This window comes from Amycolatopsis sp. WAC 04169 (assembly GCF_003947535.1).
Lineage (GTDB): Bacteria > Actinomycetota > Actinomycetes > Mycobacteriales > Pseudonocardiaceae > Amycolatopsis > Amycolatopsis keratiniphila.
On record NZ_QHJI01000017.1, the window covers coordinates 1 to 25,441 of the forward strand.

22 protein-coding genes are annotated in these 25,441 nt (G+C 69.8%); 11 read left to right on the forward strand and 11 right to left on the reverse strand.

Translation table 11 applies throughout. The features are described 5' to 3' along the window. Positions 1–163: 163 nt before the first annotated feature. Complete coding sequence (locus DMC61_RS38095) at positions 164–1,606, reverse strand: carotenoid oxygenase family protein (RefSeq protein ID WP_125695345.1); 1,443 nt, start codon at positions 1,604–1,606, stop codon at positions 164–166. Between the two features lie 70 nt (positions 1,607–1,676). On the opposite strand from DMC61_RS38095, the gene DMC61_RS38100 reads away from it, so the two are divergent. Beyond that, positions 1,677–2,375 (forward strand): TetR/AcrR family transcriptional regulator, encoded by a 699-nt coding sequence (locus tag DMC61_RS38100; protein ID WP_016332359.1) that lies wholly within the window; start codon positions 1,677–1,679, stop codon positions 2,373–2,375. 98 nt (positions 2,376–2,473) lie between these two features. Further along, positions 2,474–3,415 carry an alpha/beta hydrolase family protein gene (locus DMC61_RS38105; protein WP_125695346.1) on the forward strand — a complete coding sequence of 314 codons (942 nt, stop codon included), beginning with the start codon at positions 2,474–2,476 and terminating at the stop codon, positions 3,413–3,415. Positions 3,416–3,421: 6 nt separating this feature from the next. Here the strand turns inward: DMC61_RS38105 and DMC61_RS38110 are convergent, their stop codons facing one another. The 6 genes from DMC61_RS38110 to tig all read right to left on the reverse strand — a co-directional run bounded on the left by DMC61_RS38110 (position 3,422) and on the right by tig (position 9,260). Next, entirely contained in the window at positions 3,422–4,342 is a 921-nt protein-coding gene (locus DMC61_RS38110) for an anti-sigma factor RsbA family regulatory protein (RefSeq protein ID WP_370456446.1), read from the reverse strand. A 76-nt stretch (positions 4,343–4,418) separates the two neighbouring features. Next, positions 4,419–4,799 (reverse strand): hypothetical protein, encoded by a 381-nt coding sequence (locus DMC61_RS38115; RefSeq protein ID WP_125695348.1) that lies wholly within the window; start codon positions 4,797–4,799, stop codon positions 4,419–4,421. A gap of 103 nt (positions 4,800–4,902) precedes the next feature. Continuing rightward, complete coding sequence (gene clpX / locus DMC61_RS38120) at positions 4,903–6,198, reverse strand: ATP-dependent Clp protease ATP-binding subunit ClpX (RefSeq protein WP_016332355.1); 1,296 nt, start codon at positions 6,196–6,198, stop codon at positions 4,903–4,905. A 218-nt stretch (positions 6,199–6,416) separates the two neighbouring features. Continuing rightward, a complete protein-coding gene (locus tag DMC61_RS38125; RefSeq protein WP_125695349.1) occupies positions 6,417–7,088 on the reverse strand; it encodes an ATP-dependent Clp protease proteolytic subunit in 672 nt (223 codons plus the stop codon). A gap of 27 nt (positions 7,089–7,115) precedes the next feature. Continuing rightward, the gene (locus tag DMC61_RS38130; RefSeq protein WP_016332353.1) at positions 7,116–7,718 is read right to left on the reverse strand and encodes a ClpP family protease; all 603 of its coding nucleotides are present in this window, start codon (positions 7,716–7,718) and stop codon (positions 7,116–7,118) included. Between the two features lie 171 nt (positions 7,719–7,889). Then, a complete protein-coding gene (tig, locus tag DMC61_RS38135; protein WP_125695350.1) occupies positions 7,890–9,260 on the reverse strand; it encodes a trigger factor in 1,371 nt (456 codons plus the stop codon). Between the two features lie 454 nt (positions 9,261–9,714). On the opposite strand from tig, the gene DMC61_RS38140 reads away from it, so the two are divergent. The 7 genes from DMC61_RS38140 to DMC61_RS38170 all read left to right on the forward strand — a co-directional run bounded on the left by DMC61_RS38140 (position 9,715) and on the right by DMC61_RS38170 (position 20,130). Next, the gene (locus DMC61_RS38140; protein ID WP_125695451.1) at positions 9,715–11,727 is read left to right on the forward strand and encodes a fatty acid desaturase; all 2,013 of its coding nucleotides are present in this window, start codon (positions 9,715–9,717) and stop codon (positions 11,725–11,727) included. A gap of 184 nt (positions 11,728–11,911) precedes the next feature. After that, positions 11,912–13,438 (forward strand): cell wall metabolism sensor histidine kinase WalK, encoded by a 1,527-nt coding sequence (locus DMC61_RS38145; RefSeq protein ID WP_125695351.1) that lies wholly within the window; start codon positions 11,912–11,914, stop codon positions 13,436–13,438. A 4-nt stretch (positions 13,439–13,442) separates the two neighbouring features. Next, positions 13,443–15,290 (forward strand): glycosyltransferase family 39 protein, encoded by a 1,848-nt coding sequence (locus DMC61_RS38150; RefSeq protein WP_199750204.1) that lies wholly within the window; start codon positions 13,443–13,445, stop codon positions 15,288–15,290. Positions 15,291–15,364: 74 nt separating this feature from the next. Further along, positions 15,365–16,618 carry a bifunctional glycosyltransferase family 2/GtrA family protein gene (locus DMC61_RS38155; protein ID WP_233595086.1) on the forward strand — a complete coding sequence of 418 codons (1,254 nt, stop codon included), beginning with the start codon at positions 15,365–15,367 and terminating at the stop codon, positions 16,616–16,618. 3 nt (positions 16,619–16,621) lie between these two features. Further along, positions 16,622–18,475, forward strand: a complete 1,854-nt coding sequence (locus tag DMC61_RS38160) for a glycosyltransferase family 39 protein (protein WP_125695353.1) — start codon at positions 16,622–16,624, stop codon at positions 18,473–18,475. A 42-nt stretch (positions 18,476–18,517) separates the two neighbouring features. Next, positions 18,518–19,339 carry a hypothetical protein gene (locus DMC61_RS38165; RefSeq protein WP_233595087.1) on the forward strand — a complete coding sequence of 274 codons (822 nt, stop codon included), beginning with the start codon at positions 18,518–18,520 and terminating at the stop codon, positions 19,337–19,339. 92 nt (positions 19,340–19,431) lie between these two features. Continuing rightward, entirely contained in the window at positions 19,432–20,130 is a 699-nt protein-coding gene (locus tag DMC61_RS38170; protein WP_125695355.1) for a PP2C family serine/threonine-protein phosphatase, read from the forward strand. A 9-nt stretch (positions 20,131–20,139) separates the two neighbouring features. Here DMC61_RS38170 and DMC61_RS38175 read toward each other — a convergent pair whose 3' ends face one another. From DMC61_RS38175 to DMC61_RS38190, 4 genes are all read right to left on the reverse strand, one after another. After that, positions 20,140–20,604 carry a DUF2127 domain-containing protein gene (locus DMC61_RS38175; RefSeq protein ID WP_125695356.1) on the reverse strand — a complete coding sequence of 155 codons (465 nt, stop codon included), beginning with the start codon at positions 20,602–20,604 and terminating at the stop codon, positions 20,140–20,142. Between the two features lie 43 nt (positions 20,605–20,647). Beyond that, positions 20,648–21,052: a hypothetical protein gene (locus DMC61_RS38180; protein ID WP_125695357.1), complete on the reverse strand. Its 405-nt coding sequence runs from the start codon at positions 21,050–21,052 to the stop codon at positions 20,648–20,650. 39 nt (positions 21,053–21,091) lie between these two features. Beyond that, complete coding sequence (locus DMC61_RS38185) at positions 21,092–22,549, reverse strand: amidohydrolase (protein WP_125695358.1); 1,458 nt, start codon at positions 22,547–22,549, stop codon at positions 21,092–21,094. A 92-nt stretch (positions 22,550–22,641) separates the two neighbouring features. Then, complete coding sequence (locus DMC61_RS38190; RefSeq protein WP_016332340.1) at positions 22,642–23,094, reverse strand: MarR family winged helix-turn-helix transcriptional regulator; 453 nt, start codon at positions 23,092–23,094, stop codon at positions 22,642–22,644. Positions 23,095–23,237: 143 nt separating this feature from the next. Here DMC61_RS38190 and DMC61_RS38195 point away from each other — a divergent pair, with 143 nt between their 5' ends. Together DMC61_RS38195 and DMC61_RS38200 are read left to right on the forward strand one after the other, a co-directional pair. Next, on the forward strand, positions 23,238–24,419 hold the full coding sequence (locus DMC61_RS38195) for an MFS transporter (RefSeq protein ID WP_125695359.1): 1,182 nt from the start codon (positions 23,238–23,240) through the stop codon (positions 24,417–24,419). A 29-nt stretch (positions 24,420–24,448) separates the two neighbouring features. Further along, positions 24,449–25,282: an aldo/keto reductase gene (locus tag DMC61_RS38200; RefSeq protein WP_125695360.1), complete on the forward strand. Its 834-nt coding sequence runs from the start codon at positions 24,449–24,451 to the stop codon at positions 25,280–25,282. Positions 25,283–25,441: the final 159 nt, after the last annotated feature.

Below are 25,441 nucleotides of genomic sequence, written 5' to 3' on the forward strand. Positions count from 1 at the left end.
ACTCCACCAGCTCCACCGCATCCCGACGGAACTGCTCCGGATACTTCGACGAACGCGACACCAAGACATCCTCCCTCCAGACCCCTGTCTGGAATCAAGATGTCCGGCCCCAAGGGGCAACCCCACGAAAGTACCGGTTCGGCACCGCTGATCACGGGACCACTTACTCCGTGCCCACCCAGTTGCCGTGGAAGCCGTTCGGCACCCGGTCCGGCAGGTGCACGGCCCCGACGGTCTCCAGCGTCCCCGCGTCCAGAATGGTCAGATCGCTCTTCTGTGTCGCGGGATCGTAGACGAAACCCATCAGCACGCCCTCGTCCTCGCCGGCGTCCACTGAGGACGGCACGAACACGAACTCCCCCACCTGCGCGCCGTCGCCGAATTCCCGCGACTGGACCGACCGGTTCCACAAATCGTGCTTGAGCAAGGAACCCGAGGACGCCGAGCCGTCCTTTGTGGACACCGAGTAGCCGAAGCGGTGCCGACGCCCCACCAAACGCTCGTCGACGCGCGGGAACTCCTGTCCCTGGTCGTCGAGACGTTCCTCGATGACCTTGCCGACGCTCAGGTCGATCGTCCAGCGATCCAGGGTCGGCGGCCCCTCGGCGGGACCGAGGAGTTCGGTGTCGAACATCTTCGGATGCCGCACGACGTCCAGCACGATGTCGTCGCCGTCGTCGTAGGCGTTCATCGGGTGGAACACGTAGCACGGCTCGATCTCGAACCAGCGGACGTCACCGTTGCCGCCTTCGCGCGGCATCACGCCGACCCGCGCCGGATACTTCGGGTTCCAGCGGTACGGCAGGCCCGCGTTGCCCGTGATCCGCTGGCGCAGCCGCGCGCTGAGCGGATCCGGCACCTTCACCTTGCCCACCAGCGCGGACACCACCAGCTGGGCGGGCGTGCGCAGGAACGGCGGGACGGAAGCGGCGACGGCCTGCTCGGTCGCGAACGTGACCGGGAGGTCGTAGAAGACGACGTGCTTCTCGGTCAGGGAGAAGTCGTGCATCATCGGCGAACCGGCGACCTCGATGTCCACCTTGCGCCGCGCGCGGCCCTGCGCGTCGATCACCGAGTACTGCACCTTGTTGCCCCAGCCGAAGAAGTACGACACGGCGTGCAGTTCGCCGGTCTCCGGATCACGCTTCGGATGGGCGGTGTAGCCGCCGGGAAGGGTGCCGTCGAAATCGCAGGCACCGACGGTGTCGAGTTCGTCGGTCAGTTCGAAGTTCGTGGGTCCGCCCTCGATCAGCGCGAGGGTCTTGCCCGCGTGGCCGATGACGTTCGTGTTGGCCCCCATCGACGCGACCCCGGAGACCGGCCCGCCCTCCCACCGCTCGCCGATCTCCGCGGACAGCCGGGGATTGCGCACCCAGCGGTTGCGGTACCACTCGGCGCGGCCGTCCCGCAGCCGGACGCCGTGCACCATGCCGTCGCCCATGAACCAGTGATACGTCGCGGGGTCCACTTCGGACAGCGGGTTCGGCCCGTTCCGCAGGTAGCGCCCGTCCAGATACTCCGGGATGTGCCCGGTGACGCTCAGTTCGGTGATCGTGTGCTCTCGGCTGACCGGGGCGAAATTGCCCTCGAGGAACTTGTTTCCCATCACAGCCCCCTAGCCTGGGATAACGATGTTATGCCCTCATTTATAACAGGGTTATGAGATACTGGCAAGCATGGCACCGAAACCTTCCGCCACCGAGGTCAAGGGAAAGCTGATCGAAGCGGCGATCCGGCTGCTCGCGCACGGCGGCCCGGAGGCGCTCCAGGCCCGCAAGCTGGCGGCCGAGATCGGCGCGTCCACCATGGCCGTGTACACCCACTTCGGCGGGATGGGCGCCCTCGTGGACGAGGTCGCGCGCGAGGGATTCCGTCGGCTGTCGGCGAACCTGGGCCGGGTCGAGGAGACCGACGACCCGGCGGCCGACATCCTCACCCTCGCGCTGGCGTACCGGCGGACCGTCGTGGACGATCCGCAGCTCTACGCGGTGACCTTCGGCCAGAGCCAGCCCAGCGGGCAGAAGGTGACCCTCGGCGACATGACCAACGAGGAGACCCGCCAGAACGCCAGTGAAGAGGGCATCGAGGCGTTCGGCTACCTCGTCCGCGCCGCGAAACGGGTGATCGACGCAGGCCGGTTCCGCCCCGCCCCGGAGTTCGAGGTCGCCGCCCAGCTCTGGAGCGCCGTGCACGGGTACATCACGCTGGAGGTCGCCGGCCACTTCGGCGACGGCGAGAATGGTGTGGACCACATCCTGATTCCCCTGGCCACCGCCCTCGGCGTGGGGCTGGGCGACACTTACGAGGCCGCGACGCGGTCCGCCCGGCGCTCGATCGAGGCCTGGCGCGCGAAAGAGGGAAACATCGGCACCTGATCCGGCGATACCCCGGTCACAGGTCGGTGAATCGTGCAACCTTCGAGCGGAAACGCGCGTCTGACCTGGTGGAAGCTCAACAGGGGGATCGGGGATCGGTGAACGAGGACGACCAGGGGCACACGACGCTGCCGGGGGTGGACGGCGCCCGCCGGTGGCTGAGCCGTCGTTCCGTGCTGATCGCGGGCGCCTCCGGCCTCGGGGTCGCCGGGCTCGCCGCCGGAACGGCCACCGGAGCCCTGCCGTTCAGCGAAGCGCTCCAGCGGGCGCTCGGCGTCGCGTCGCCGACCCCGGCCACCCAGCTGGGCAGCCCGCGCGTCGAACGCGTCTACTCCGAAGCCCGCGGCCGCGAGGTCGATCTCGTGCTCATGCTGCCGACCAAGGCGCCGCCCAAGGGCCTGCCGATGTCGCTGATGCTGCACGGCCTCCACGGCACCGCGCGGCACGCCGCCCCGACAGGACTGCTGAAGCAGCTCGGCAGTGAGGTCGCCCGCAAGGCGGTGCCCCCGTTCGGGTTCGTCGCCGTCGACGGCGGAGACCACTACTGGCACGAGAACAAGCCGGGTGACAACCCGATGGCGATGCTCCTCGAAGAGGTCCCCCGCTGGCTCGCCGCGCGCGGCCTCGGCGGCCGGGACGGGCAGCCGTTCGCCGCCACCGGGCTCTCGATGGGCGGCTTCGGCGCGCTGCTGTACACCCGGCGCCGCCTGGAACGACGTCGCCCTCCCGCCGCGGTCGCGGCCCTCGCACCCGCGCTGATCACGTCGTGGGCCGAGATGAGCAAACGGCGCGCGTTCCGCGACGCCGCCGACTGGGGCTCGCTGGACCCGCTGCGCCACATCGACGTCACCAAGAGCGTGCCGACCGGGATCTGGTGCGGGACCGAAGACCCGTTCATCGGCGGGGTGCGGAAGTTCATCGCCGAGGCGCGGCCCATGGTCGCGCACACCTCGCGCGGCAAGCACGGCGACGCCTTCAACCGCACGGTCGTGCCGAGCCTGGTCGCGTTCCTCGGCAAGCACGTCCCGAAGAACGCCTGAGGCCGCTCAGACGCGGAAGTAGATCCTGGTCACGGTCGACCCCGGTCTCAGGTACTGCCGGACCAGGTCGGCGACCTGGTTCACCAGCACCAGGCCACGTCCGCCGATCTGTCCCGGCGAGGCGGGACGGCGGCCCGCCAGCGGATCGCTCAGCGTGCCTTCGTCGATGACCTCGCAGAGCACGTAGTCCTCTTCACGCCAGACGCGGACGACACCGTGCCCCGAACCGTGCAGCACGCTGTTGGCGGACAGTTCGGCCACGGCGAGCACGAGGTCTTCCACGCGCTCCAAGGCGAGCCCGTACTCCTCGGCCCGGTCCTGCGCGAAACTCCGCACCGCGGCGAGCCGGGCGAGGTCGAAACGGAACGCGTCGGCCGTCCGCGGTTCGGGCAGCGGGAGGTTGTACTTCTCGACGACCGCGTCGGGGGCGTACCCCGCGCTCGGGCGGTCTCCCCCGGCGCCGGACAGCGTCGGGTGGGTCCGCTCGGCGTCGGCGAGGACGTCGTCTTCGAGCCGGTTGCGGTCGTAGGGGCAGAGGATGCTCAGCTCGCGGTCCCCGAAAGCGAAGTTGATCAGCGCCTCGTGCTGCGCGCAGGCCGGGTACTCCAGGGCCGACCGGCCCGCCCAGATCGGTTCGCCGATGATCCGCACCGGCCCCGGGCGGTGGTCCGCGAACGCGAGCAGCACACCGGGGAGGATGCGGCCGGGATTGCGGCCCGCCTCGGTCATGTCGATGAGCTCGACCTCGGCCGCGGAATCGCCCAGGGCGGCTTCGATCAGCGCCAGATTCCGGCCGGGGACGGCCACCGCGACGGGCTGGCCGAGCTTCAGGCCCTCCAGGATGTACGGAACCGTACCGTCCAGGTACTCGGCGTCACCGGAGTAGAGTAGGCCCACGTGCGAGAAGAGACCCGCGGTGACTGTCACGGACTCGTCTTACCCCGTGAAGACGATTCTGAAACCCTGCTAACGGAGGGAAATCGCGGAAACGGCATCGGTCCGATCAGCCGAGCCAGCGTCCCGCCATCGAGATCAGCCAGAATCCGGCGAGCGTCGCACCGGTGAACAGTCCCGTCCAGGCGACGAGCGACTGGTTCGCCTCGGCGCTTTTCGCCGCCTTGAGCCGGACGAGCGCGTACGCCGAAACGGCGAAGAACGGCAGCGGGATCACCGGCAGTGGCGACAGGCGGACGACCCCGGCCACCAGGCAGGTCACCACCAGCACGCCCAGCGCGATCGTCAGGGCGCGCGGGAGCCACGGATGCCCGCGGTAGGCCCCGACGACGATGCGTTCGGTGAGTTCGACGAGTCCCCTGACCTCGCGTGGACTCGCGGCTTCCAGCTCGGGAGCCTCGTTCTCGTCCTTCGTGGGAGTCAGCGGCACCTTCGCATCCTATCCCGGTCCGGTCACCGGCCGGACCGGGCCGGAGAAACCGATGCCCCGGCCGGAGGTTTCCGGCCGGGGCATCGGTGACGAAACAGCTCCGTCAGGCGGACTTCTCGCCGCGCTCGCTGCTGCGACGGCGTGACGGCTGACGCGCCACGATCGTCGGGTTCACGTTCTCGCGGACGGTCTGCTCGGTGATGACGACCTTCGCGACGTCGTCGCGGCTGGGGATGTCGTACATGACCGGCTGCAGGACCTCTTCCATGATCGCGCGCAGGCCACGGGCGCCGGTGCCGCGGAGCACGGCCTGGTCGGCGATGGCCTCGAGCGCGGTCTTGGTGAACTCCAGCTCGACGTTGTCCATCTCGAAGAGCTTCTTGTACTGCTTCACCAGCGCGTTGCGCGGCGTGGTCAGGATGCTGACCAGCGAGTCCTTGTCGAGGTGGGTCACCGTCGCCACGACCGGGAGACGCCCGATGAACTCCGGGATCAGCCCGAACTTGATCAGGTCCTCCGGCATGGTGTCGGAGAAGATGTCGCTCTCGTCGATCTCGGCCTTGGTGCGGATCTCCGCGCCGAACCCGAGGCCGCGTTTGCCGACCCGCTCGTTGATGATCTTCTCCAGCCCGGCGAACGCGCCGGCCACGATGAACAGCACGTTCGTCGTGTCGATCTGGATGAACTCCTGGTGCGGGTGCTTGCGGCCGCCCTGCGGCGGCACCGAGGCGGTGGTGCCCTCGAGGATCTTCAGCAGCGCCTGCTGCACGCCCTCGCCGGACACGTCGCGGGTGATCGACGGGTTCTCCGACTTGCGGGCGATCTTGTCGACCTCGTCGATGTAGATGATGCCCGTCTCGGCGCGCTTGACGTCGTAATCCGCCGCCTGGATCAGCTTGAGCAGGATGTTCTCGACGTCCTCGCCCACGTACCCGGCCTCGGTGAGCGCCGTGGCGTCCGCGATGGCGAACGGGACGTTCAGCATCTTCGCCAGGGTCTGGGCCAGGTAGGTCTTGCCGCAGCCCGTCGGCCCGAGCATCAGGATGTTGGACTTCGCCAGCTCGACGGTCTCGTCCTTGGAATCCTTCGGCCCGGCCTTGTCGTCGGACTGCACACGCTTGTAGTGGTTGTACACCGCCACGGCCAGCGAACGCTTCGCGTCGTCCTGGCCGATGATGTACTGCTCGAGGAACTCGTGGATCTCGGCGGGTTTGGGCAGCTCGTCGAGCTTGACCTCGCCGGCCTCGGCCAGTTCCTCTTCGATGATCTCGTTGCAGAGATCGATGCACTCATCGCAGATGTAGACCCCGGGGCCGGCAATGAGCTTCTTCACCTGCTTCTGGCTCTTGCCGCAGAAAGAACATTTCAGCAGGTCGCCGCCGTCACCGATCCGTGCCATGGCCGTTGACCTCGTCCCCTCCGGCGCGATACGCGCCTGACTGTCTTACCGCCCCGGTCACGGATGACCGCTCGGAGCCTCACACACTGCCACTGACGGTACCCGTCCGATGCCGCCGACGGGAGAACCAACGTCACATCTGAGCACGCCAGAAGCTGACCATAGACCAGGGGTCCGGTGCGTGTCGTCTCCCGACACGCACCGGTCCCCTCGCTCGATCAGCTGCTCGAAGCCTTGCGGTACTCGAGCACCTCGTCGACGATCCCGTACGCCTTGGCCTCGTCGGCCGTCAGGATCTTGTCGCGCTCGATGTCCTTCTTGACCTCGTCGGCGTCCTTGTCGGTGTGCTTCGCCAGGATGACCTCCATCTGGCGCCGCACCCGCTGGATCTCGTTGGCCTGGATCTCCAGGTCCGACACCTGGCCGTAGGTGCCCTCGGTGGCGGGCTGGTGGATCAGCACGCGCGAATTCGGCAGCGTGAATCGCTTGCCGGGGGTACCGGCGGCCAGCAGCACCGCGGCGGCCGAGGCGGCCTGGCCGATGCACATGGTGACGATGTCCGGGCGGACGTACTGCATCGTGTCGTAGATCGCCATCAGCGCGGTGAACGAGCCACCGGGCGAGTTGATCAGGATCATGATGTCGCGGTCCGGGTCCTCGTGCTCGAGGTGGAGCAGCTGGACCATCACGTCGTTGGCCGACGCGTCGTCGATCTGCACGCCGAGCATGATCTGACGCTCTTCGTACAGCTTGTTGTACGGGTTCGATTCCTTGATGCCGTAGCTCGTGCGCTCGACGTACGAGGGCAGGACGTACCGCGACTGCGGCAGCTGGAGCCGCGACTGCATCCCGGGCGCCTGCGACCCGATCGGAAGCTGGAAGTTGCTCATTGAATTCTCCTGTGTGCCGGGCGCGGATCAGCTGTTGGGAAGCGGGTTCTCACGAGTGAGGACCTGGTCCACGAAGCCGTAGTCCTTCGCCTCCTGCGCGGTGAACCAGCGGTCGCGGTCACCGTCCTTGACGATCTGCTCGACCGTCTGGCCGGTCTGCTCGGCGGTGATCCGCGCCAGCTCCTGCTTCCACTTGCCGAACACCTCGGCCTGGATGGCGATGTCGGAGGCCGTGCCGCCGACACCCGCCGAGGGCTGGTGCATGAGGATGCGCGCGTGCTGCAGCGCGTACCGCTTGCCGGGCGTGCCGGAGGAGAGCAGGAACTGCCCCATCGACGCGGCCAGGCCCATCGCGTAGGTCGCGACGTCCGGGCGGATCAGCTGCATGGTGTCGTAGATCGCGAAACCCGCGGTGACCGAGCCACCGGGCGAGTTGATGTAGAAGCGGATGTCCGACTCGGAGTCGTCTGCGTCGAGCAGCAACAACTGCGCGGTGATCCGGTTCGCGACCTCGTCGTTGACCTCGGAGCCGAGGACGACGATGCGCTCCTGGAGCAACCGCTCGAAGACCGAGTCGGTGAGGTTGAGCCCTGCGGTACCGGTCCGCGCCTGGGGCGTGTGCTGCGTCACGTCATGCCTGCCTTTTCGCCGACGGCGGCGGGTGGAACGTTCGCCGCCGCGTATGTCCAGATGCTTGAGGATCTTGCAACGACCCTAACGAACTTGGGCGGTGCAGAATGCCTGACACCGCCCAAGTTCGCTTACAGCTTTACGGTCCGTTTCGACCGGACCGGATATTCCCTACTCGGCCGCAGTCTTCGCGGTCTCCTCGGTGACCTGCGTCTCCTCGGCTGCGGGGCCGAAGAGCTCTTCGAGGTCGACCGTGGCGCCGGAGGCGTCGGTCACGGTGGTCTTGCGGACCACCGAGGCCAGCGCCTTGCCGCGGCGGACGTCGGCGTAGATCGCGGTCAGCTGACCGGACTGCTGCGCCCGCTGGACGTACTCGTCCGGGCTGACGCCGAAGCGCTGCGCCTGGTAGATGATGCGTTCGGTGAGCTCGCCGTCGTTGACCGACGTCTGCTCGGCGTCGGCGATGCTGTCCAGCAGCAGCTGCGTGCGGACCGCCTTCTCCGACTCCTCGCGGACCTCGGTGTCGAACTCTTCGATCGTGCGGCCTTCGGCCTCAAGCGCCTTCGCGAACTGCGCCTCGTCGTGGTCGAAGGGGTGGATCGCGTCGTGCTTGCGGTTCTCGATCTCGGCCTCGAGGACCTTCTCCGGGATCGCGACCTCGGTGCGCTCGAGGAGCTCCTCGAGGACCTTGTCACGGGCCTGGACGCCCTGCTGCATCTTCTTGACGCGGCCGAGACGCTCGCGAAGGTCGGCCTTCAGCTCGTCGATCGTGTCGAACTCGCTCGCCATCTGGGCGAACTCGTCGTCCGCCTCGGGCAGCTCGCGCTGCTTGATGGTCTGCACGGTGACGGTGACGTCGGCGTCCTTGCCGGTGTGCTCGCCGGCGACCAGCTTCGTGGTGAAGGTCTTGGTCTCGCCGGCCTTCGCGCCGATGATCGCCTCGTCGATGCCGTCGACGAGCTGGCCGGAGCCGATCTCGTAGGACAGGCCGGTGGTCGAGGCCTCCTCGACCTCCTGGCCGTCGACGGTGGCCGCGAGGTCGATCGAGACGAAGTCGCCGTTCTCGGCCGGGCGGTCGACACCGGTCAGCGTGCCGAAGCGGGCGCGCAGCTCGTCGAGCTGCTCGTCGACCTCGGCGTCGGTCAGTTCGACGTCGTCGACGCTGACCGCGAAGCCCTCGAGGTCGGGCAGCGAGATCTCCGGGCGGACGTCGACTTCGGCGGTGAACTCGAGGACCTCGCGGTCCTCCAGCTTGGTCACCTCGAACTCGGGCTGGCCCAGCGTGCGGACCTCGCCCGCGCGCACGGCTTCCATGTACTTGGCCGGAATGACCTCGTTGACGACCTCGTCGAGCACCGGGGCTCGCCCGATCCGGCTTTCCAGCACGCGAGCCGGCGCCTTGCCCGGGCGGAAGCCGGGGATGCGCACCTGCTGGGCGATCTTGCGGTAGGCGCGGTCGAAGTTCGGCTTGAGCTCGTCGAACGGCACCTCGACATTGATCTTGACTCGCGTCGGGCTGAGCTGCTCGACGGTGCTCTTCAACGTATTCTCCTCGAGCGGTAAACGATGTGTTGGGGCATCCGCATGTCTTCGACGGCGGATGTGCCCTGGTCACCTTGCAGACCGGGCCGTCCGAGTCTAGGCCGTGTCCCTTCCCCGCCCGGGCCCGGGGCCATCAGCCCGCCCTCCACCGCCCATCACAGGTTTCGAACCACGTCGGACCATCAGGCCCCCGACCACCCGATCGGACGAGTTTTCGGTTCTTCTCTGTTACGAACCGACCCTTTCCTGGACACGGATGCGTGCCACGCTTCACCATCGGACGCCGTGACGAGGCGTTTCGGCGATCGGATGAAGTTTACAAACCAGTACTAATTGTCTACGGTGTGCTGGCTTGTCCCGGTAGCCATCGACCGAGGGGGAACGATCGATGACCGTCGCCGTAACCCGGTCCGAGGACACGGGGGAATCGCCCGAGAGAAGACCCAGACGCGGCGTGCCCAACCCGCGTGTCCCGCTGCCGCCGGTCTCGGTACCGACGGTGCTGCTGTTCACCGGCGGCGCCATGGTCTGGACGGGCGCCACCTGGCTGGTCGTCAACGAGGCCGCGCCGCTCTGGGTGACCATTCCCCTGCATGCGCTGGTCACCTTCACCATGTTCACCGTGCTGCACGAGTCGACGCATCACGCGGCCGGGCGGCTCACCTGGGTCAACGAACTGCTCGGCAGGCTCGCGATGCCGTTCGTGGCGGCCTACGGCTCCTTCCCCCTGGTGCGCTACATCCATCTGGAGCACCACCGCAACACCAACGAGGACGCCCACACCGACCCCGACGCCTGGACCGCGCACGGCCCCTGGTGGCAGTTGCCACTGCGCTGGCTGACCATCGACTTCTGGTACGCCCGCTTCTACGTGGCGCGGCAGCGCACGCGGCCGCCGTCGGAGCGGATCGAGACCGCGGCCGTCGTCACGCTGAGCCTCGCCGCGTTCGCCTGGCTGACCGTGAGCGGCCACGGCTGGGAACTGCTGATGGTCTACCTGATCCCGCAGCGCGTCGGGCTGGCCGTGCTGGCCTGGTGGTTCGACTGGCTCCCGCATCACGACCTCGGCGCGCAGCGGCAGAACCGCTTCGGCGCCACCCGCGTCCGCGTCGGGCTCGAATGGCTGATGACGCCGATCATGCTGTGCCAGAACTACCACCTGGTGCACCATCTCCACCCGGCGATCCCGTTCTACCGGTACCTGCGCACGTGGCGGGACAACCGCGACGCCTATCTCGCGAGGGACGTCCCGATCGCGACCCCGTGGGGCCGCGAGCTGACGGCGTCGGAGTACCGCGAATGGCGACGGCTCACCGGCTCGTTCGACGAGGAGCCGCCCGCGCGCCAGCCGCTGCGGCCGAGCCGGTTCCACGCGCTGCGGGTCGCCGAGGTCCGGCCGCTGTGCGAGGGCGCCGTCACCGTGACGTTCGACGTGCCGGAGCGGCTGCGCGAGACCTTCCGGTTCACCCCCGGCCAGCACCTCGTCATCCGCGCGGAGGTGGACGGGGAAGAGGTGCGGCGCGCCTACTCGATCTGCTCGACACCGGACTCCGGCGTGCTGCGGATCGCGATCAAGCACCAGCTCGGCGGCGCGTTCTCGACGTTCGCCACCACGGAACTCGCGGCGGGCGACGTCCTGGACGTCCTGCCGCCGGACGGCGAGTTCACGCTGCTCCCGGAGCGGGGACGCGCCGGACGTTACGTCGCGCTCGCCGCGGGCAGCGGGATCACGCCGATCCTGTCGATCCTGGCCGCGACCCTGCGCGACGAGCCGAACAGCAAGGCGACCTTGCTGTACATCAACACCTCCGGCGCCAGCACGATGTTCGCCGGCGAACTCGGCGAACTCGCCGCGCGGCTGGGCGGACGGCTGCACGTCGTGCACTACCGCACCGACGAACGCGACCCGGACCTGCGCACGCAACGGCTCGAAAGGCCGTTCGACATCGTCGGCGAGGCGCTGGCCATCTCGCACGAGCGCTACCAGCGCGGCCGGCTCGACAGCACCCGCCTCCGCGCGCTGCTGCAGGCACGGCTGCATCCGGCGAAGGTGGACGACTGGTTCCTGTGCGGCCCGCGCGACCTCGTCGACATGGCCCGCCGGACGCTGGCCGACCGGGACGTCCCGGACGAGAACGTCCACTTCGAACTGTTCCAGGGCGCGCTTCCGGTCCGCCCGTCGCGGCGCCCCGGCTCGACGCTGACGGTGACCGCCGGCGGGAAGACCGTCGAAATCCCCGCGACGGTGGGCGAAACCGTGCTCAGCGCCGCGCTGCGGCACGGCGTCGACGCGCCGTACGCGTGCGTCGGCGGGGCTTGCGGCACGTGCCGGGCGACCGTGGTGCACGGCGACGCCCGGATGGACGTGCACTACGCGCTCGGGGACGACGAGGTCGCGGCGGGACGGATCCTGACCTGCCGCGCGGTGGCCACCTCCCCCGAACTCGGCGTCGACTACGACCGCTGACCCCGTCCTTCTTCCCGTAACTCACGTGATTGGACGCGTAACTCGCGTGATTGGGCGCGTAACTCGATGTTCCGCCTCCAATCACGCGAGTTACGTCTCCGATCACGCGAGTGCGGCCTAGGCACACAGCGGGCTCACAGGCGGGACACAACGCGCGCATACGACCGCGGCGCACGCTCGGGGCATGGCATCCGGTCCGACCACCGGCCCGCGCCGGTGGCCCCGGTCCGGGCGGCTTTCCCTGCGCGCCAAGCTGACCGGCTCGATGGTCTTGCTGCTCGCGTTCGTCTGCCTGGTGATCGGCGTCGCCAGCGAGATCGCGTTGCGGTCGTTCCTCACCCGCCAGATAGACGACCAGCTCTCGGCCGCGTCGGACCGCGCCCACGACTTCGCGAGCAGGCCGCCGGAGGACGGCCTCGGTCCCAACCCGCTCAACGCGCCGGGCCAGGCCTCCGGGACGCTCAGCGTGCGGGTCTCCGGAGACCGCGTGCTCTACGCGGGAGTCCTTACCGTGCAAGGACTTCCGCAAGGACTGTCGGCCGAGCAGGAGGCCGGGCTGTTCTCGATCCCGGCGGACCGGCCGCCGATGACGCTGACGATCGGCGGGCTGGGCGACTACCGCGTGCAGGCCTCATCGATCCCTGGCGGCGTGGTCGTCACCGGGCTCCCGCTCGGGCCGATGCAGGACACCCTGACCACCGTGCGCTGGATCCTGTTCGGGGTCGCGGCGGCGGGCGTCACCGGCGCCGGGTTCCTCGGCGCGTTCGCCGTCCGGCGCACGCTGCGGCCGCTCGACCGGGTCGCGGCCACCGCCGGCCGGGTGTCGGCGATGCGCCTCGACCGCGGTCAGGTCGCGCTTTCCGTGCGGGTGCCCGAGATCGACACCGATCCGCGGACCGAGGTCGGCCAGGTCGGTTCGGCGCTGAACCTCATGCTCGGGCATATCGCGCGGGCGCTGGAAGCCCGGCAGGCCAGCGAGACCCGGGTCCGCCGGTTCGTCGCCGACGCGAGCCATGAACTCCGCACGCCGCTCGCGGCCATCCGCGGATACGCCGAACTCGCCGGCCGTGGCAGCGCGCTGGCGCCGCCGGAGGTCGCGCGTTCGATGTCGCGGATCCAGTCCGAGGCGGCCCGGATGACCACACTGGTCGAAGACCTCCTCCTGCTGGCGAGACTCGACGCCGGCCGGCCGCTCGAAGCGGGCGAGGTCGATCTCGCCAGGCTGGCCGCGGACGCCGTCGGCGACGCGCACGTGGCGGGCCCGGACCATCGCTGGGAACTCCGGCTCCCGCCGGTACCCGTCCTCGTCCGCGGCGATGTCCAGCGCCTGCACCAGGTGCTGGCGAACCTGCTGTCCAACGCGCGCACGCACACCCCGCCGGGCACCACGGTGGTCACCGCGCTGACCCGCTCGTCCGTCGGCGCCGCGGTGCTCACCGTCACCGACGACGGCCCCGGTATCGCACCGGAGCTCCTGCCGACCGTGTTCGAACGCTTCGCCCGCGGTGACTCCTCCCGCTCACGGACCGCGGGCGGCACCGGGCTCGGGATGGCCATCGCGTCGGCGATCGTCGTGGCCCATCACGGCACGATCGAGGTGCACAGCCGCCCGGGACGCACCGAATTCGCCGTCCACCTTCCGGTGATCGGATCCTCACAGCGGGTGCACAGCTTCGGCACAACCACGCCCCAGGTCGGCCCCCGACGCTGAGGCAATGACCCTCCTCGCCTCCCGCGACGATGCCGATCGAACCGCTCCCCCCGCCCGAGGCAGGCCCGCGGATCCGCGCTGGGTCCGGCCGTCCCTGGCCGCGCTTCTGCTCGCGACCGCCGTCCTGTACCTGTGGAACCTCGGGGAATCCGGCTGGGCCAACGCCTTCTACTCGGCGGCCGCGCAGGCCGGATCGCTGAGCTGGAAGGCGTTGTTCTTCGGTTCCAGCGACGCCGCGAACGCGATCACGGTCGACAAGACACCGGCCGCGTTGTGGGTCATGGGCCTTTCGGCGCGCCTGTTCGGCGTCAACGCCTGGAGTGTGCTGGTACCGCAGGCGTTGATGGGCGTCGGCGCGGTGGCGTTGCTGTACGCCGCGGTGCGCCGGACGTCCGGTCCGGCGGCGGGGCTGCTGGCGGGCACGGTCCTCGCGCTCACCCCGGCCGCCGCGCTGATGTTCCGCTTCAACAACCCCGACGCGTTGCTCGTCCTGCTCCTGACCGCGGGCGCGTACTGCGTCGTCCGCGCGCTGGAGAAGGCGAGCCCGCGCTGGCTGGCCTTGGCCGGGGTCGCCGTCGGTTTCGGCTTCCTCGCCAAGATGCTGCAGGCGTTCCTGGTGCTGCCCGCGTTCGGGCTCGCCTACCTGATCGCCGCGCCGGCCTCGCCGGGCAAACGTCTCTTGCACCTGTTCGGTGCTTTGGCCGCGACCCTCGTCTCGGCCGGCTGGTATCTCGCCGTCGTCGCGTTGTGGCCGGCCGCCGACCGGCCCTACATCGGCGGCTCACAGGAGAACAGCATGTGGGAGCTGGCTTTCGGCTACAACGGCCTCGGCCGCATCACCGGGAACGAGGTCGGCAGTGTCGGCGGGAATCCCAACGGCGGCTGGGGCGGCACGGGCTGGGACCGGTTGTTCGGCGACGAGATGGCGGGCGGGATCGCCTGGCTCCTGCCGGCCGCCGCCGTCGCGCTGGCCGCCGGGCTGTGGTTCACGCGCCGTGCCCCGCGGACCGACCGCGGGCGGGCGGCACTGATCGTCTGGGGTGGCTGGTTCCTGGTGACGGCCGTGGTGTTCAGCTACATGGGCGGCATCATCCACGCCTACTACACGATCGCGCTCGCCCCGGCGGTCGCCGCGCTCGTCGGGATCGCGGGCACGCAACTGTGGCGTGCACGGGGGAATCCGGCCGCCGCGGGCACCATGAGCGCGGGGATCGGGATGACCGCCCTTACGGCGTATCTCCTGGTGTCACGGCAATCCGACTGGCTTCCCGGGCTCGGGATCGCGATCCTCGTGGCCGGCCTCCTGTGCGCTCTCCTGGTGTTCTTCGCCTCGCGTTTGCCTGACGTGGCAAGGCGTCTGGTCGCCCTCGGCGCACTGGTCACGGTTCTCGCAGGCACCGGGGTGTACACGGTCGCGACGGCGGCCACCCCGCATTCCGGCGCGCTTCCCTCGGCCGGGCCGGATACGGGCCGGGGCATGCGGATGGGTGGCGGCGGACTGCTCGGGACGAGCCTGCCCGGTGACGACCTGGCCGCCCTCATCCGGCAGGACAGCGCGAACTACACCTGGGCGGCGGCGACCGTCGGCTCCAACAACGCCGCGGGCTATCAGCTCGGCAGCGGCGCGCCGGTGATGGCCGTCGGCGGGTTCAACGGCACGGATCCCGCCCCCACGCTCGAACAGTTCCAGGAACATGTCCAAAAGGGACGGATACACTACTTCCTCGGCGAAGGCATGATGATGCGCGGGGAGACCGGCAGCGACGCCGCCGAGCGGATCGCCGCCTGGGTCGCGGATACCTACACATCGACCACTGTGGACGGTGTCACCGTCTACGACCTGAGCCGGTGAATCCCGTGACAGGACACAGCGACAGCACAGCTCGGGCACAAGGCGACCTCAGCGCGATGGCCGAGATTGACGTCATGACAACCGCGATCCTCTCCGGCGCCGACACCGGCCGCCGCCCCGCCATCGCCCCGGACGGCTCCCCCGTGCTCGACGTCGTCATCCCGGTCTACAACGAGGAGAACGACCTCGAACCGTGCATCCGCGGGCTGCACGCGCACCTCGTGGAGCAGTTCCCGTACCCGTTCCGGATCACCGTCGCCGACAACGCCAGCACCGACGGCACGCTGCGCGTCGCGGAACGGCTGAGCCGCGAGTTCGACGCCGTCGAAGTCCGGCACCTCGAAGAAAAAGGCCGCGGCCGCGCGTTGCGCGCCGTTTGGTCCACTTCGGACGCTCCGGTGCTCGCGTACATGGACGTCGACCTGTCGACCGATCTGGCCGCGCTCGGGCCGCTCATCGCGCCGCTGCTGTCCGGCCACTCCGACCTCGCCATCGGCAGCAGGCTCGCCCGCGGCGCGCGGGTGGTGCGCGGGCCGAAGCGGGAGTTCATTTCCCGTTGCTACAACCTGATCCTGCGCGGCACGCTGGCGGCGAGGTTCAGCGACGCGCAATGCGGCTTCAAGGCGATCCGCGCCGACGTCGCCGAACGGCTGCTCCCCCACATCCAGGACACCGGCTGGTTCTTCGACACCGAACTGCTCGTGCTGGCGCAGAAGGCCGGGCTGCGGATCCACGAGGTTCCGGTCGACTGGGTGGACGCCCCGGACTCGTCGGTGAACATCATCGCCACCGCGACCGCCGATCTCAAAGGCATCGCACGGCTGACCAAGGCCACGATCACCGGCCGGATCCCGATCAGCGGCCTGCGCGAACAGCTCGGCCGCGCGCCGATCCAGGTACAGGCGCCGGGGGTGGCGCCGAGCCTGGTGCGGCAGCTGGTGCGCTTCGCCGCCGTCGGTGTCGCCAGCACCGTCGCCTACCTCGTGCTCTTCCTGCTGCTGCGGACGTTCACCGGCGCGCAGGCGGCGAACCTCGTCGCGCTGCTGGTGACGGCGATCGGCAACACCGCGCTCAACCGGCGGCTGACCTTCGGCATCCGCGGCCGGGAAGGCGCCGGGCTGCACCAGTTCCAGGGCCTCATCGTGTTCGGTCTCGGGCTCGCGCTCACCAGTGGCGCGCTGGCGCTGCTGCACACGATGACCGCGCCGGGGCTGGCGCTGGAGATCACCGCGCTCGTGCTCGCGAACCTCGCGGCCACCGTCCTGCGTTTCCTGTTGCTGCGGGGCTGGGTGTTCCGCCGCCGCCCCGTCACCGAGATGGAGAACTGAGCCATGACCACCGCACTCGCCTCCCGGGTGGAACCCGGCCACGCCGGGGAAACCGCCACGAAGCCACCCGGCCGCTGGGTCCGGCCCGCCGTGTTCGGGCTGCTCGCCGCCACCGCGCTGCTGTACTTCTGGAACCTGACCGCCTCCGGCTACGGCAACTCGTTCTACGCGGCGGCCGTGCAATCGGGTACTCAGGATTGGAAGGCGTGGCTGTTCGGCTCCCTCGACGCGGGGAACGTGCTGACCGTCGACAAACCCCCGGCCGCGCTCTGGGTGACGACGGCGTTCGCCCGGATCTTCGGGTTCTCAAGTTTCACCGTGCTGGCTCCGCAGGCGCTGATGGGCGTGGCCTCGGTCGGCCTGCTGTACCTGACGGTGAAACGGACCTCCGGACCGGTCGCCGGCCTGTTCGCCGGGGCGGCGCTCGCCGTCACGCCGGTCGCCGCGCTCATGTTCAAGTTCAACAATCCCGACGCGCTGCTGACGCTGCTGCTGATCGCGGGCGGGTACTGCACCATCCGCGCGATCGAAAAGGCGAGCCCGCGCTGGCTGGCGCTGGCCGGGGTCGCCGTCGGGTTCGGCTTCCTGACCAAGATGATGCAGGCGTTCCTGGTGCTGCCCGCGTTCGGGCTCGCATACTTGATCGCCGCGCCGGCCTCGCTCGGCAAACGCCTGCTGCACCTGTTCGGCGCGGTGGTCGCGGTGGTCGTCTCGGCGGGCTGGTTCATCGCGCTGGTCGATCTGTGGCCGACCGGTTCACGGCCGTACATCGGCGGCTCGGACGGCGACAGCCTGCTCGAACTGGCCTTGGGCTACAACGGGCTCGGCCGGATCTTCGGCATGGGCGGCGGCGTGATGGTCGGTGGCCCAGGCGGAACCGTCAGCTCCGCCGCTGGCGGAAACGTCGGATTCGGCGGCGAGAGCGGCCTGACCAGGATGTTCGGCGCCAGCTTCGGCGGCGAGGTGTCGTGGCTGCTGCCCGCCGCGCTGATCGGGCTGGTCGCGGGACTGTGGTTCACCCGGCGGGCGGCAGGCACCGACCGGACGAGGGCCGCGCTGATCATGTGGGGCGGCTGGATGCTCGTCACCTCGCTGGTGTTCAGCTTCATGAGCGGGATCGTGCACCCGTACTACGCCGTCGCGCTGGCGCCGTCGATCGCCGCGGTGGTGGCCATCTCCGGGACCTCGCTGTGGCGCGGCCGGGCACATCTCGCGCCGCGGGTGTTCCTGTCGCTGATGATCGCGGCCAGCGCCGTGTGGGCGTACATCCTCTTGGACCGCAACGCGGACTGGCTGCCCGCGGTGCGCTGGATCGTCGCCGGCCTCGGCCTGGTGACCGCGACCGTCGTGCTGGTGGGTGTCCCGCCGATGCGCAGACTCGCCGCCGTCGTCGCCACGGTCTCCGTGCTGACGATCGGCCTCGGGACCACCGCCTACGGCATCGAGACCGCTTCGCAGTCGCACTCCGGCTCGATCCCGCTCTCCGGCCCGTCCACCGGTGACGAGCGTGGGATGGGGATGGGCCCGGAAGAGGAATCTTCGGCGGAGATCGGGGCCGTGCTCGCGGCGACCACGACGAAATGGGCGGCCGCGACGTCGAGTTCGCAGTCGGCGGCGAGCCTGGAACTCGCGAGCGGGAAGTCGGTGATCGGCATCGGCGGGTGGAGCGGCCGGGATCCCGCTCCGACGCTGGCGGAGTTCCAGCAGTACGTGGCGAACGGCGACATCACCTACTACATCGAAGGCGGCCGCGGCGGCGGACCGGGCGGTGGCTCGAACGAGATCTCCGAATGGGTCGCCGAAAACTTCACCGCCACCACGGTCGGCGAGCGGACGGTGTACCGCCTGCTGTCTTAAATGCTTCGACAAACCTTGGGGCGCACGGGAATCCTGGACGGCGTGAATCGGCCGTACCGCTGGGATCTCGTGCGCCCCGACCAGCTCGGGACGCTACTGGAGCGCGCCGGGGAACCGTCGTTGTGGTTCCTGGACGAACTGATCGAATGCGCCGCGAAGGTGATCGCCCGGGCCGGCGACGCGGATCTCTACTTCGTCGGCCGCTCCGCGGACAGCGTGTACGACCTGCTGAGCGGAACCCCTTGGCGGGAACGGATCCACCAGTTGCCGCTGTCGTTCGCGGGGACCGGTTCCGAGCTGGCCGAGTCCGATGTGGACACCCTTCGCGGCTACCTCGCTTCGGCGGGTCTGAGCCCGTACGACCTGGCGCGCGGACGGCCGAAGGTGTTCGTCGACCTCGTCTACACAGGACAGACGTTCACCGACCTCTATTCGCTGCTGCGGAAGTGGATCGACGACGAGCGCGAGGCGTGGAGCATCATCCGCGGGCGGCTCCGGTTCCTCGGGATCACCATCCGCGAGGACACCTCCCCGTCGGCGTTCCGCTGGCAGCGGCACTTCGGCTGGCCCGCCGACCTGCCCGCGAACGGCGTCCGGAACATCTCGCTCGACGAGCCGGTGTGGCTCTACTTCGGGAACACCCAGCCCAAGCTGACGGCGTCGTTCCCGCGGCCGCGCTGGTCGGACGAGAACGGCCGCGCGCCGGAGCATTCGGAGACACGGCTGCGGGGGCTCGCCGAGGCGGTCGCGATCGTCGAGGCCGGGCGCTCGAAGGCGGGGCGGGACCTGCTCGTGCGGCATCTGCGGAAGGAGCCGGCGATGGCGGAGAGCTGGCTGCGGACGCTGATCACCCGGCTGCGCTGACCGACAGCTGCCTTTCACCTCTCCCTCAGCCGCCCCACAGGATTTGGGCGCACTCTGGAAGCAGGGCATCACCCAGGGGTGAGGAGAAGACGATGAGGGAGCTTCCGCACTGGCACACGGCGAGCGCGCAGGGACCGCGCGAGTACAACGCGGACGCCGTCGCGGCGTACGCGGCGGCGGGCGGTCGCGGGATCGTGTTCGCGCTGGCCGATGGGGTCGGAGATCACCCGAATGCCGCACAAGCGGCGCGGACGGCGGCCTCGGCGGCGGCGAGGACACCGGTCGAGCAGGGGGCGGTCGGGGCCGTTCTCGCTGCTCAGCGCGCCGTCCTCGCCCTCGGCGGGGCCGGTGACTGCGTGCTCGTCGTGGCCGTCCGGACCGGCGATGGGTATGGCATCGCGTGGGTCGGGGACGCGCGGGCGTACGCTTGGGACGGTTACACCGTGCGGCAGGTGACGAAGGACCATACGCTCGCGCAGTACTTCCGCGACCACGAACAACCCGTGACACCGCGGATGGAACACGTCGTCACCACCAGCGTCCGCACGGCCGGTGCACACGAGATCGGCACGGCCACCGTCACGACCGGTGGGCTTCTGCTCACCAGCGACGGTGTGCACAAGACGCTCAGCGGCCCGACCATGCTCGACATCCTCGGGATGCCGGACAGGGCGGCCACGGAGCTGGTGCGGACGGCGATCTCGCTCGGTGGCTCCGACAACGCCACCGCGATCGTGGTGGATCCGCCCGGCGCGGAGGTCACCACGGAAAAGTTTCGCGTCGCGGCCTGAACCGGGCGGTCAGGCCGCGACGCGATCCCTCTTCAGCTGACGGTATTCACGCAGCACCAGCACGACGATCACGACGTCGAGGGCGGCGAAGAACGGCAGCGCGAGCGAGTGCGTATGGATCGCGCGGAAGATCTCGTAGACCACGAACGCCGAGAGCACCACGGCGGCCACGGGGTACGCCCGCCTCACCTTCTTCGCGAGCGCCCAGACCAGGCCGAGCTTGATGAGGCCGTGCGCGACGAGGTACACGACGGCGAAGGTCCGGCCCTCGGCGAAGTGGCCGGCGGCGAGTTCGAGGTGCCGGGCCAGCGTCCCCTCGGGGTCGCCGAGCAGGTCGCGGGTGACCACGGCGTGCGCGAAACCGGAGATGACCGTCGCCGGGACGATCATCAGGACGAGTCCGCCCACCAGCTGCAACGCGCCGTCGAGACCCTTCAGGGTGATGGCGATCCGGAACAGCTTCTCGGTGCTCATGTCACCTCACCCTGCCGCACACGGGGACCGTCCGCAGCCACCGTCACCGGAACAGGCGGTCCCGGCAGGCCGGGCACCGTTCGTGCCGGGCGGTCCGGCCGTAAGGGTCCCTGCCGTAGAACGGGAAGCACGGCGCCCCGCAGACGGCGAGATAGATCCGCCCGCACCGCAGCGGCCGCTCGCCGACGTTGTGCGCCACGACCAGCGCCCGGTGGCGCTCGCCCGCTTCGGGCAGCCAGCCGTCGTCCGGCAGCTTCGCGAGCACGTCCGCGTCGACGTCGTCCGAACGGGCGAGCAGCGCCGTGCCGAGGTCGGTCAGCCGTTCCCCGAGGTCACGGAGGACGTCGGCGCGCGGCGCCTCGTCCTCGACCATCCGGGTGACGAAGGTGATGTCGGTGTCCAGGGAGCCGTGGAGGTCCCGGAGCCGGTCGAGAAGGCGGTGATCCATGCCCTTCCATTAAGGCGTTGCGCCCGGGCAAGGAAAGGGTCATGACGCGTAGGTGACCCGGCCGTTCATGACGGTGGCGGTCACGGGGATGTCGCGCAGCCCGGCCGGGGACAGGCGCGCCGGATCCACCGCGGTGACGACCAGATCCGCGACGTCCCCGACGCCCACCGACGTCCGGCCACCGGACGACGCGGCGAGCGCGGCCTCCAGCGGCATGGCCTGCTCGGGATGCCACGCCGGACGGTCGTCGTCGGTGCGGCTGACCGCCGACGCGATCGCGTCCCACGGGTCCAGCGGCGCGACCGGGGCGTCCGAGCCGAACTCCAGGCGCACCCCGGAGCGGTGCAGGGCGCCGTACGGGAACGCCCGGTCGGTCCAGCCGTGCCAGTGCCGGTCGGCGACGTCGCGGTCGTCCGGCTGATGGGCGGGCTGCACACTCGCGACGACACCCAGTTCGGCGAAGCGGGCCACGTCCTCGGAACGCAGCAGTTGCGCGTGCTCGATGCGGCCGGCGCAGCCGACGTTCGCGAAGGCGTCGAGCGCGATCTTGTTGGCGTGATCGCCGATCGCGTGCACCGCGGGTGAGAGACCGTGTTCGGAAGCCTTGCGCATCAACGGCTCCAGCTCCCCGGGCGGCAGTTCGAGCAGCCCGTGGGACTCGGTTCCGGCGTAGTGGCCCACGCAGTACGCGGTGCGCGTGTTCAGCGAACCGTCGACGAACAGCTTGAACGGGCCCACCGTGAGCAGCCCGCCGCTGCCCTCCAGGACGTCGCCGGAGCGGTGGCCGCGTTCGACGGCCGTGTCGAGCAGGTACTTGGCGATCACGCAGGAAACCCGGACCGGCAGGGGTTTCCGCGCCTGCCGTCGCCGCCAGTCGGTGACCGTGTCGGCGTATTCGTAGTCGACGATCTTGGTGACGCCGCGGGCGGCCGCCGCGTCGAGGGCGTCGGCGACCCAGCCGTCGATGACGTCGTCGGGGGCGACCGGGAGTTCGGCCGTCGCGCTCATGCAGTCGTTCTCCAGCAGCACGCCGGTCGGATGCTCGCGGCCGATGAGCTTCAGTGCGGCGGGGCTGAGCCACAGCGTGTGGAGGTCGGCGCTGAAGAGCGCGACCGGATGCCCGGGCAGTGCCTTCTGCAGCAGATCCTTGTGCGGGGCGTCGGGCCAGAGGCCGTCGCGGAACCCGGCGCCGAGCACGAGCTCGCCGGGCGGCGCGGGGTGAGCCAGCAGATGGGCGAGCACGAGCTCGACCGTGTGGGCGGCGGAAGTCGCCTCGCCCAGCGGGATCCGGCGGCGCGCGGCCGACCATTGCGCGGTGTGCACGTGCGTGTCGACCAGGCCGGGCAGCAGGGTGCCGCCGTGTCCGTCCAGGATCTCCGACGCCTCACCCGCCTGCCCCGGGCCCGCGATGGCCGCGATCCGGCCGCCCTCGATCCGCACGTCCGACAGGGAACCCGCCAGGCCGACCCGGACCCGGCGCAACAGAAGATCGTCCACGCCCTCACCTTGCCAGCCCGGCCGCGTTTAGTCCTCTGAATGCGGTCCTTGCACGCGCAACGATCGCATTCAGAGGACGAAATGCGGGCGGGTCAAGAGCCGGCGAAGGTGAGCTTTCCGAGGGCGGCGACCAAAGGGGCGAGTTCGGGGAGTTCCTCGGCGGCGGCGAGGGCCTCGGTGAGGACGGTGTCGTGCGTCGGCCGCGCGGCCGCGAGCAGTTCCTGCCCCGACGGCGTGACCTCGGTGTAGATCCCCCGCCGGTCGTCCGGGCACAGGTACCGCTGCAGCAGGCCCCGGTCCTCCAGCCGCGACACCAGCCGGGTGGTCGCCGACTGGCTGAGCACGACGGCGTTCGACAGCTGGTTCATCCGGAGGTGGAAACCGTCCTGGCGGGCGAGCACGTCCAGCACGGTGTACTCGCTCACGGACAGCGAGTGCTGCTGCGCCAGCGCGCGCTCCAGCGCGTCCTCGATCCGCGCGTGCAGTGCGGCCAGGGTCCGCCAGCCCTGCGCGCGTGCCTCCACGGCGTCGTCGGCCAGTGACACGGTTCACCTCTTCCCCGGTTGCCCGAGCTTCGTTGCGTCATGCATCATCAAGCGTGTGCAATATACGGCGCGTGCAACTATTTCAGACGCCCGTAGTTGCCAACGCCAGCCAACACCACTCTACGGGAAGAAGTGAGCCTCCAATGCCTGCCGCTCTGCTCGCACTGGCGATCAGTGCCTTCGGTATCGGCACCACCGAGTTCGTGATCATGGGCCTGCTGCCCGAGGTCGCGGGCGACTTCGGCGTCTCGATCCCCTCCGCCGGACTGCTGATCTCCGGATACGCGCTGGGCGTCGTGGTCGGCGCCCCGCTGCTGACCGCGCTCGCGTCGCGGGTGCCGCGCAAGACGGTCCTGGTCGGCCTGATGGTCCTGTTCATCGCCGGCAACGTCCTGTCCGCGCTGGCCCCCACGTACGGCCTGCTGATGACCGGCCGCGTGGTCGCCGCGCTGTCGCACGGCGCGTTCTTCGGCGTCGGCGCGGTCGTCGCCGCCTCGCTGGTCGCGCCGACCAAGCAGGCGGGCGCCATCGCGATGATGTTCACCGGCCTGACCGTGGCCAACGTCCTCGGCGTGCCCGCCGGGACCGCGCTCGGCCAGGCGCTGGGCTGGCGCTCGACGTTCTGGGCGGTCAGCGCGCTCGGCGTGATCGGCCTGATCGGGATCCTCGCGCTGGTCCCTGCGCAGGCGACGACGCAGAGTGCCGGGCTGCGCAGCGAACTGGCCGTGTTCCGGCGCCCGCAGGTGTGGCTCGCGCTGGCGATGACCGCGCTCGGCTTCGCCGGGGTGTTCGCGTCCTTCACCTACATCGCCCCGATGATGACCGAGGTCGCGGGCTTCTCCCCCGGCGCGGTGACCTGGCTGCTGGTGCTGTTCGGCGGCGGCCTGTTCGTCGGCAACCTGCTCGGCGGCAAGGCGGCCGACCGGTCGCTGATGCCCAGCCTGTACGTCATCCTCGCCGCGCTCGCGGCCGTGCTGGTCGTGTTCGTCTTCACCGCGCACGCCCAGCTCCCCGCCGCGATCACCATCGCGGTCTTCGGCGCCGCCGGTTTCGCGACCGTCGCGCCGCTGCAGGCCCGTGTCATGAACAAGGCCGAAGGGGCGCCCGCACTGGCTTCGGCGGCCAACATCGCCGCGTTCAACCTCGGCAACGCCGGCGGCGCGTGGCTCGGCGGCAAGGCCATCGACGCCGGTCTCGGCTACACCGCGCCCAACTGGATCGGCGCCGCGCTCGCGCTCGCCGGACTGCTGGTCGCGGTCATCTCGGGCATGCTCGACCACGGGCGGCGAAAGGCTCGTCGCGCCGAACTGGCCCCCGCCGCCTGAACCGGAAACACCCCATGAAAGGAACGCAAGTGACCGACATTCCCACCGTCAAGCTCAACAACGGGGTGGAGATGCCGCAGCTCGGGTTCGGCGTCTTCCAGGTGCCGGACGAGGAGACCACCGCCGCGGTCAAGGCCGCGCTGGACGCGGGCTACCGCAGCATCGACACCGCCGCCATCTACGGCAACGAAGCGGGCGTCGGCAAGGCACTCGCCGAGTCCGGGGTCGCCCGCGACGAGCTGTTCATCACCACCAAGCTGTGGAACAGCGAACAGGGCTACGACGCCACGCTGAAGGCGTTCGACGCCAGCCTGGCCAAGCTGGGCCTGGAGCAGCTGGACCTGTACCTCATCCACTGGCCGACGCCCGAGCGCGATCTCTACCGCGACACGTGGAAGGCCTTCGAGAAGCTCTACGCCGACGGCCGGGTGCGCGCGATCGGCGTGTCCAACTTCCAGCCCGCGCACCTCGAACGGCTGGCCGAGGCCGGTTCCGTGACCCCGGCGGTCAACCAGGTCGAGGTGCACCCGTACCTGCAGCAGGCCGAGGTACGCGAGTACGACGCGAAGCACGGCATCGCGACCGAGGCGTGGAGCCCGCTGGCCAAGGGCGGCGACCTGCTCGGCGAAGACGCGGTCAAGGCGCTGGCTTCGAAGCACGGCCGCACGCCGGCGCAGATCGTGCTGCGGTGGCACCTGCAGCTGGGCAACGTCGTGATCCCGAAGTCCGTGACCCCGTCGCGGATCAAGGAGAACTTGGACGTCTTCGGGTTCACGCTGTCGGAGGAGGACATCGCTTCGCTGTCCGTGCTGGACCGGGGCGAGCGGACCGGACCGGATCCCGACACCTTCAACGTCGCCTAGTCACAAGTCCGTGAAGGCCTCCTTGAGGGACTCTGGGTCCCTCAAGGAGGCCTTCACGGACTTTCGCAGGTAGCGGGCGTAGCGCTTTGTTCTCGCCCGAGCCCGCTGCGTAGCCGGTTACTATTCGGCCGCACAGACGGCACTTGTGCGAAAAGAGGT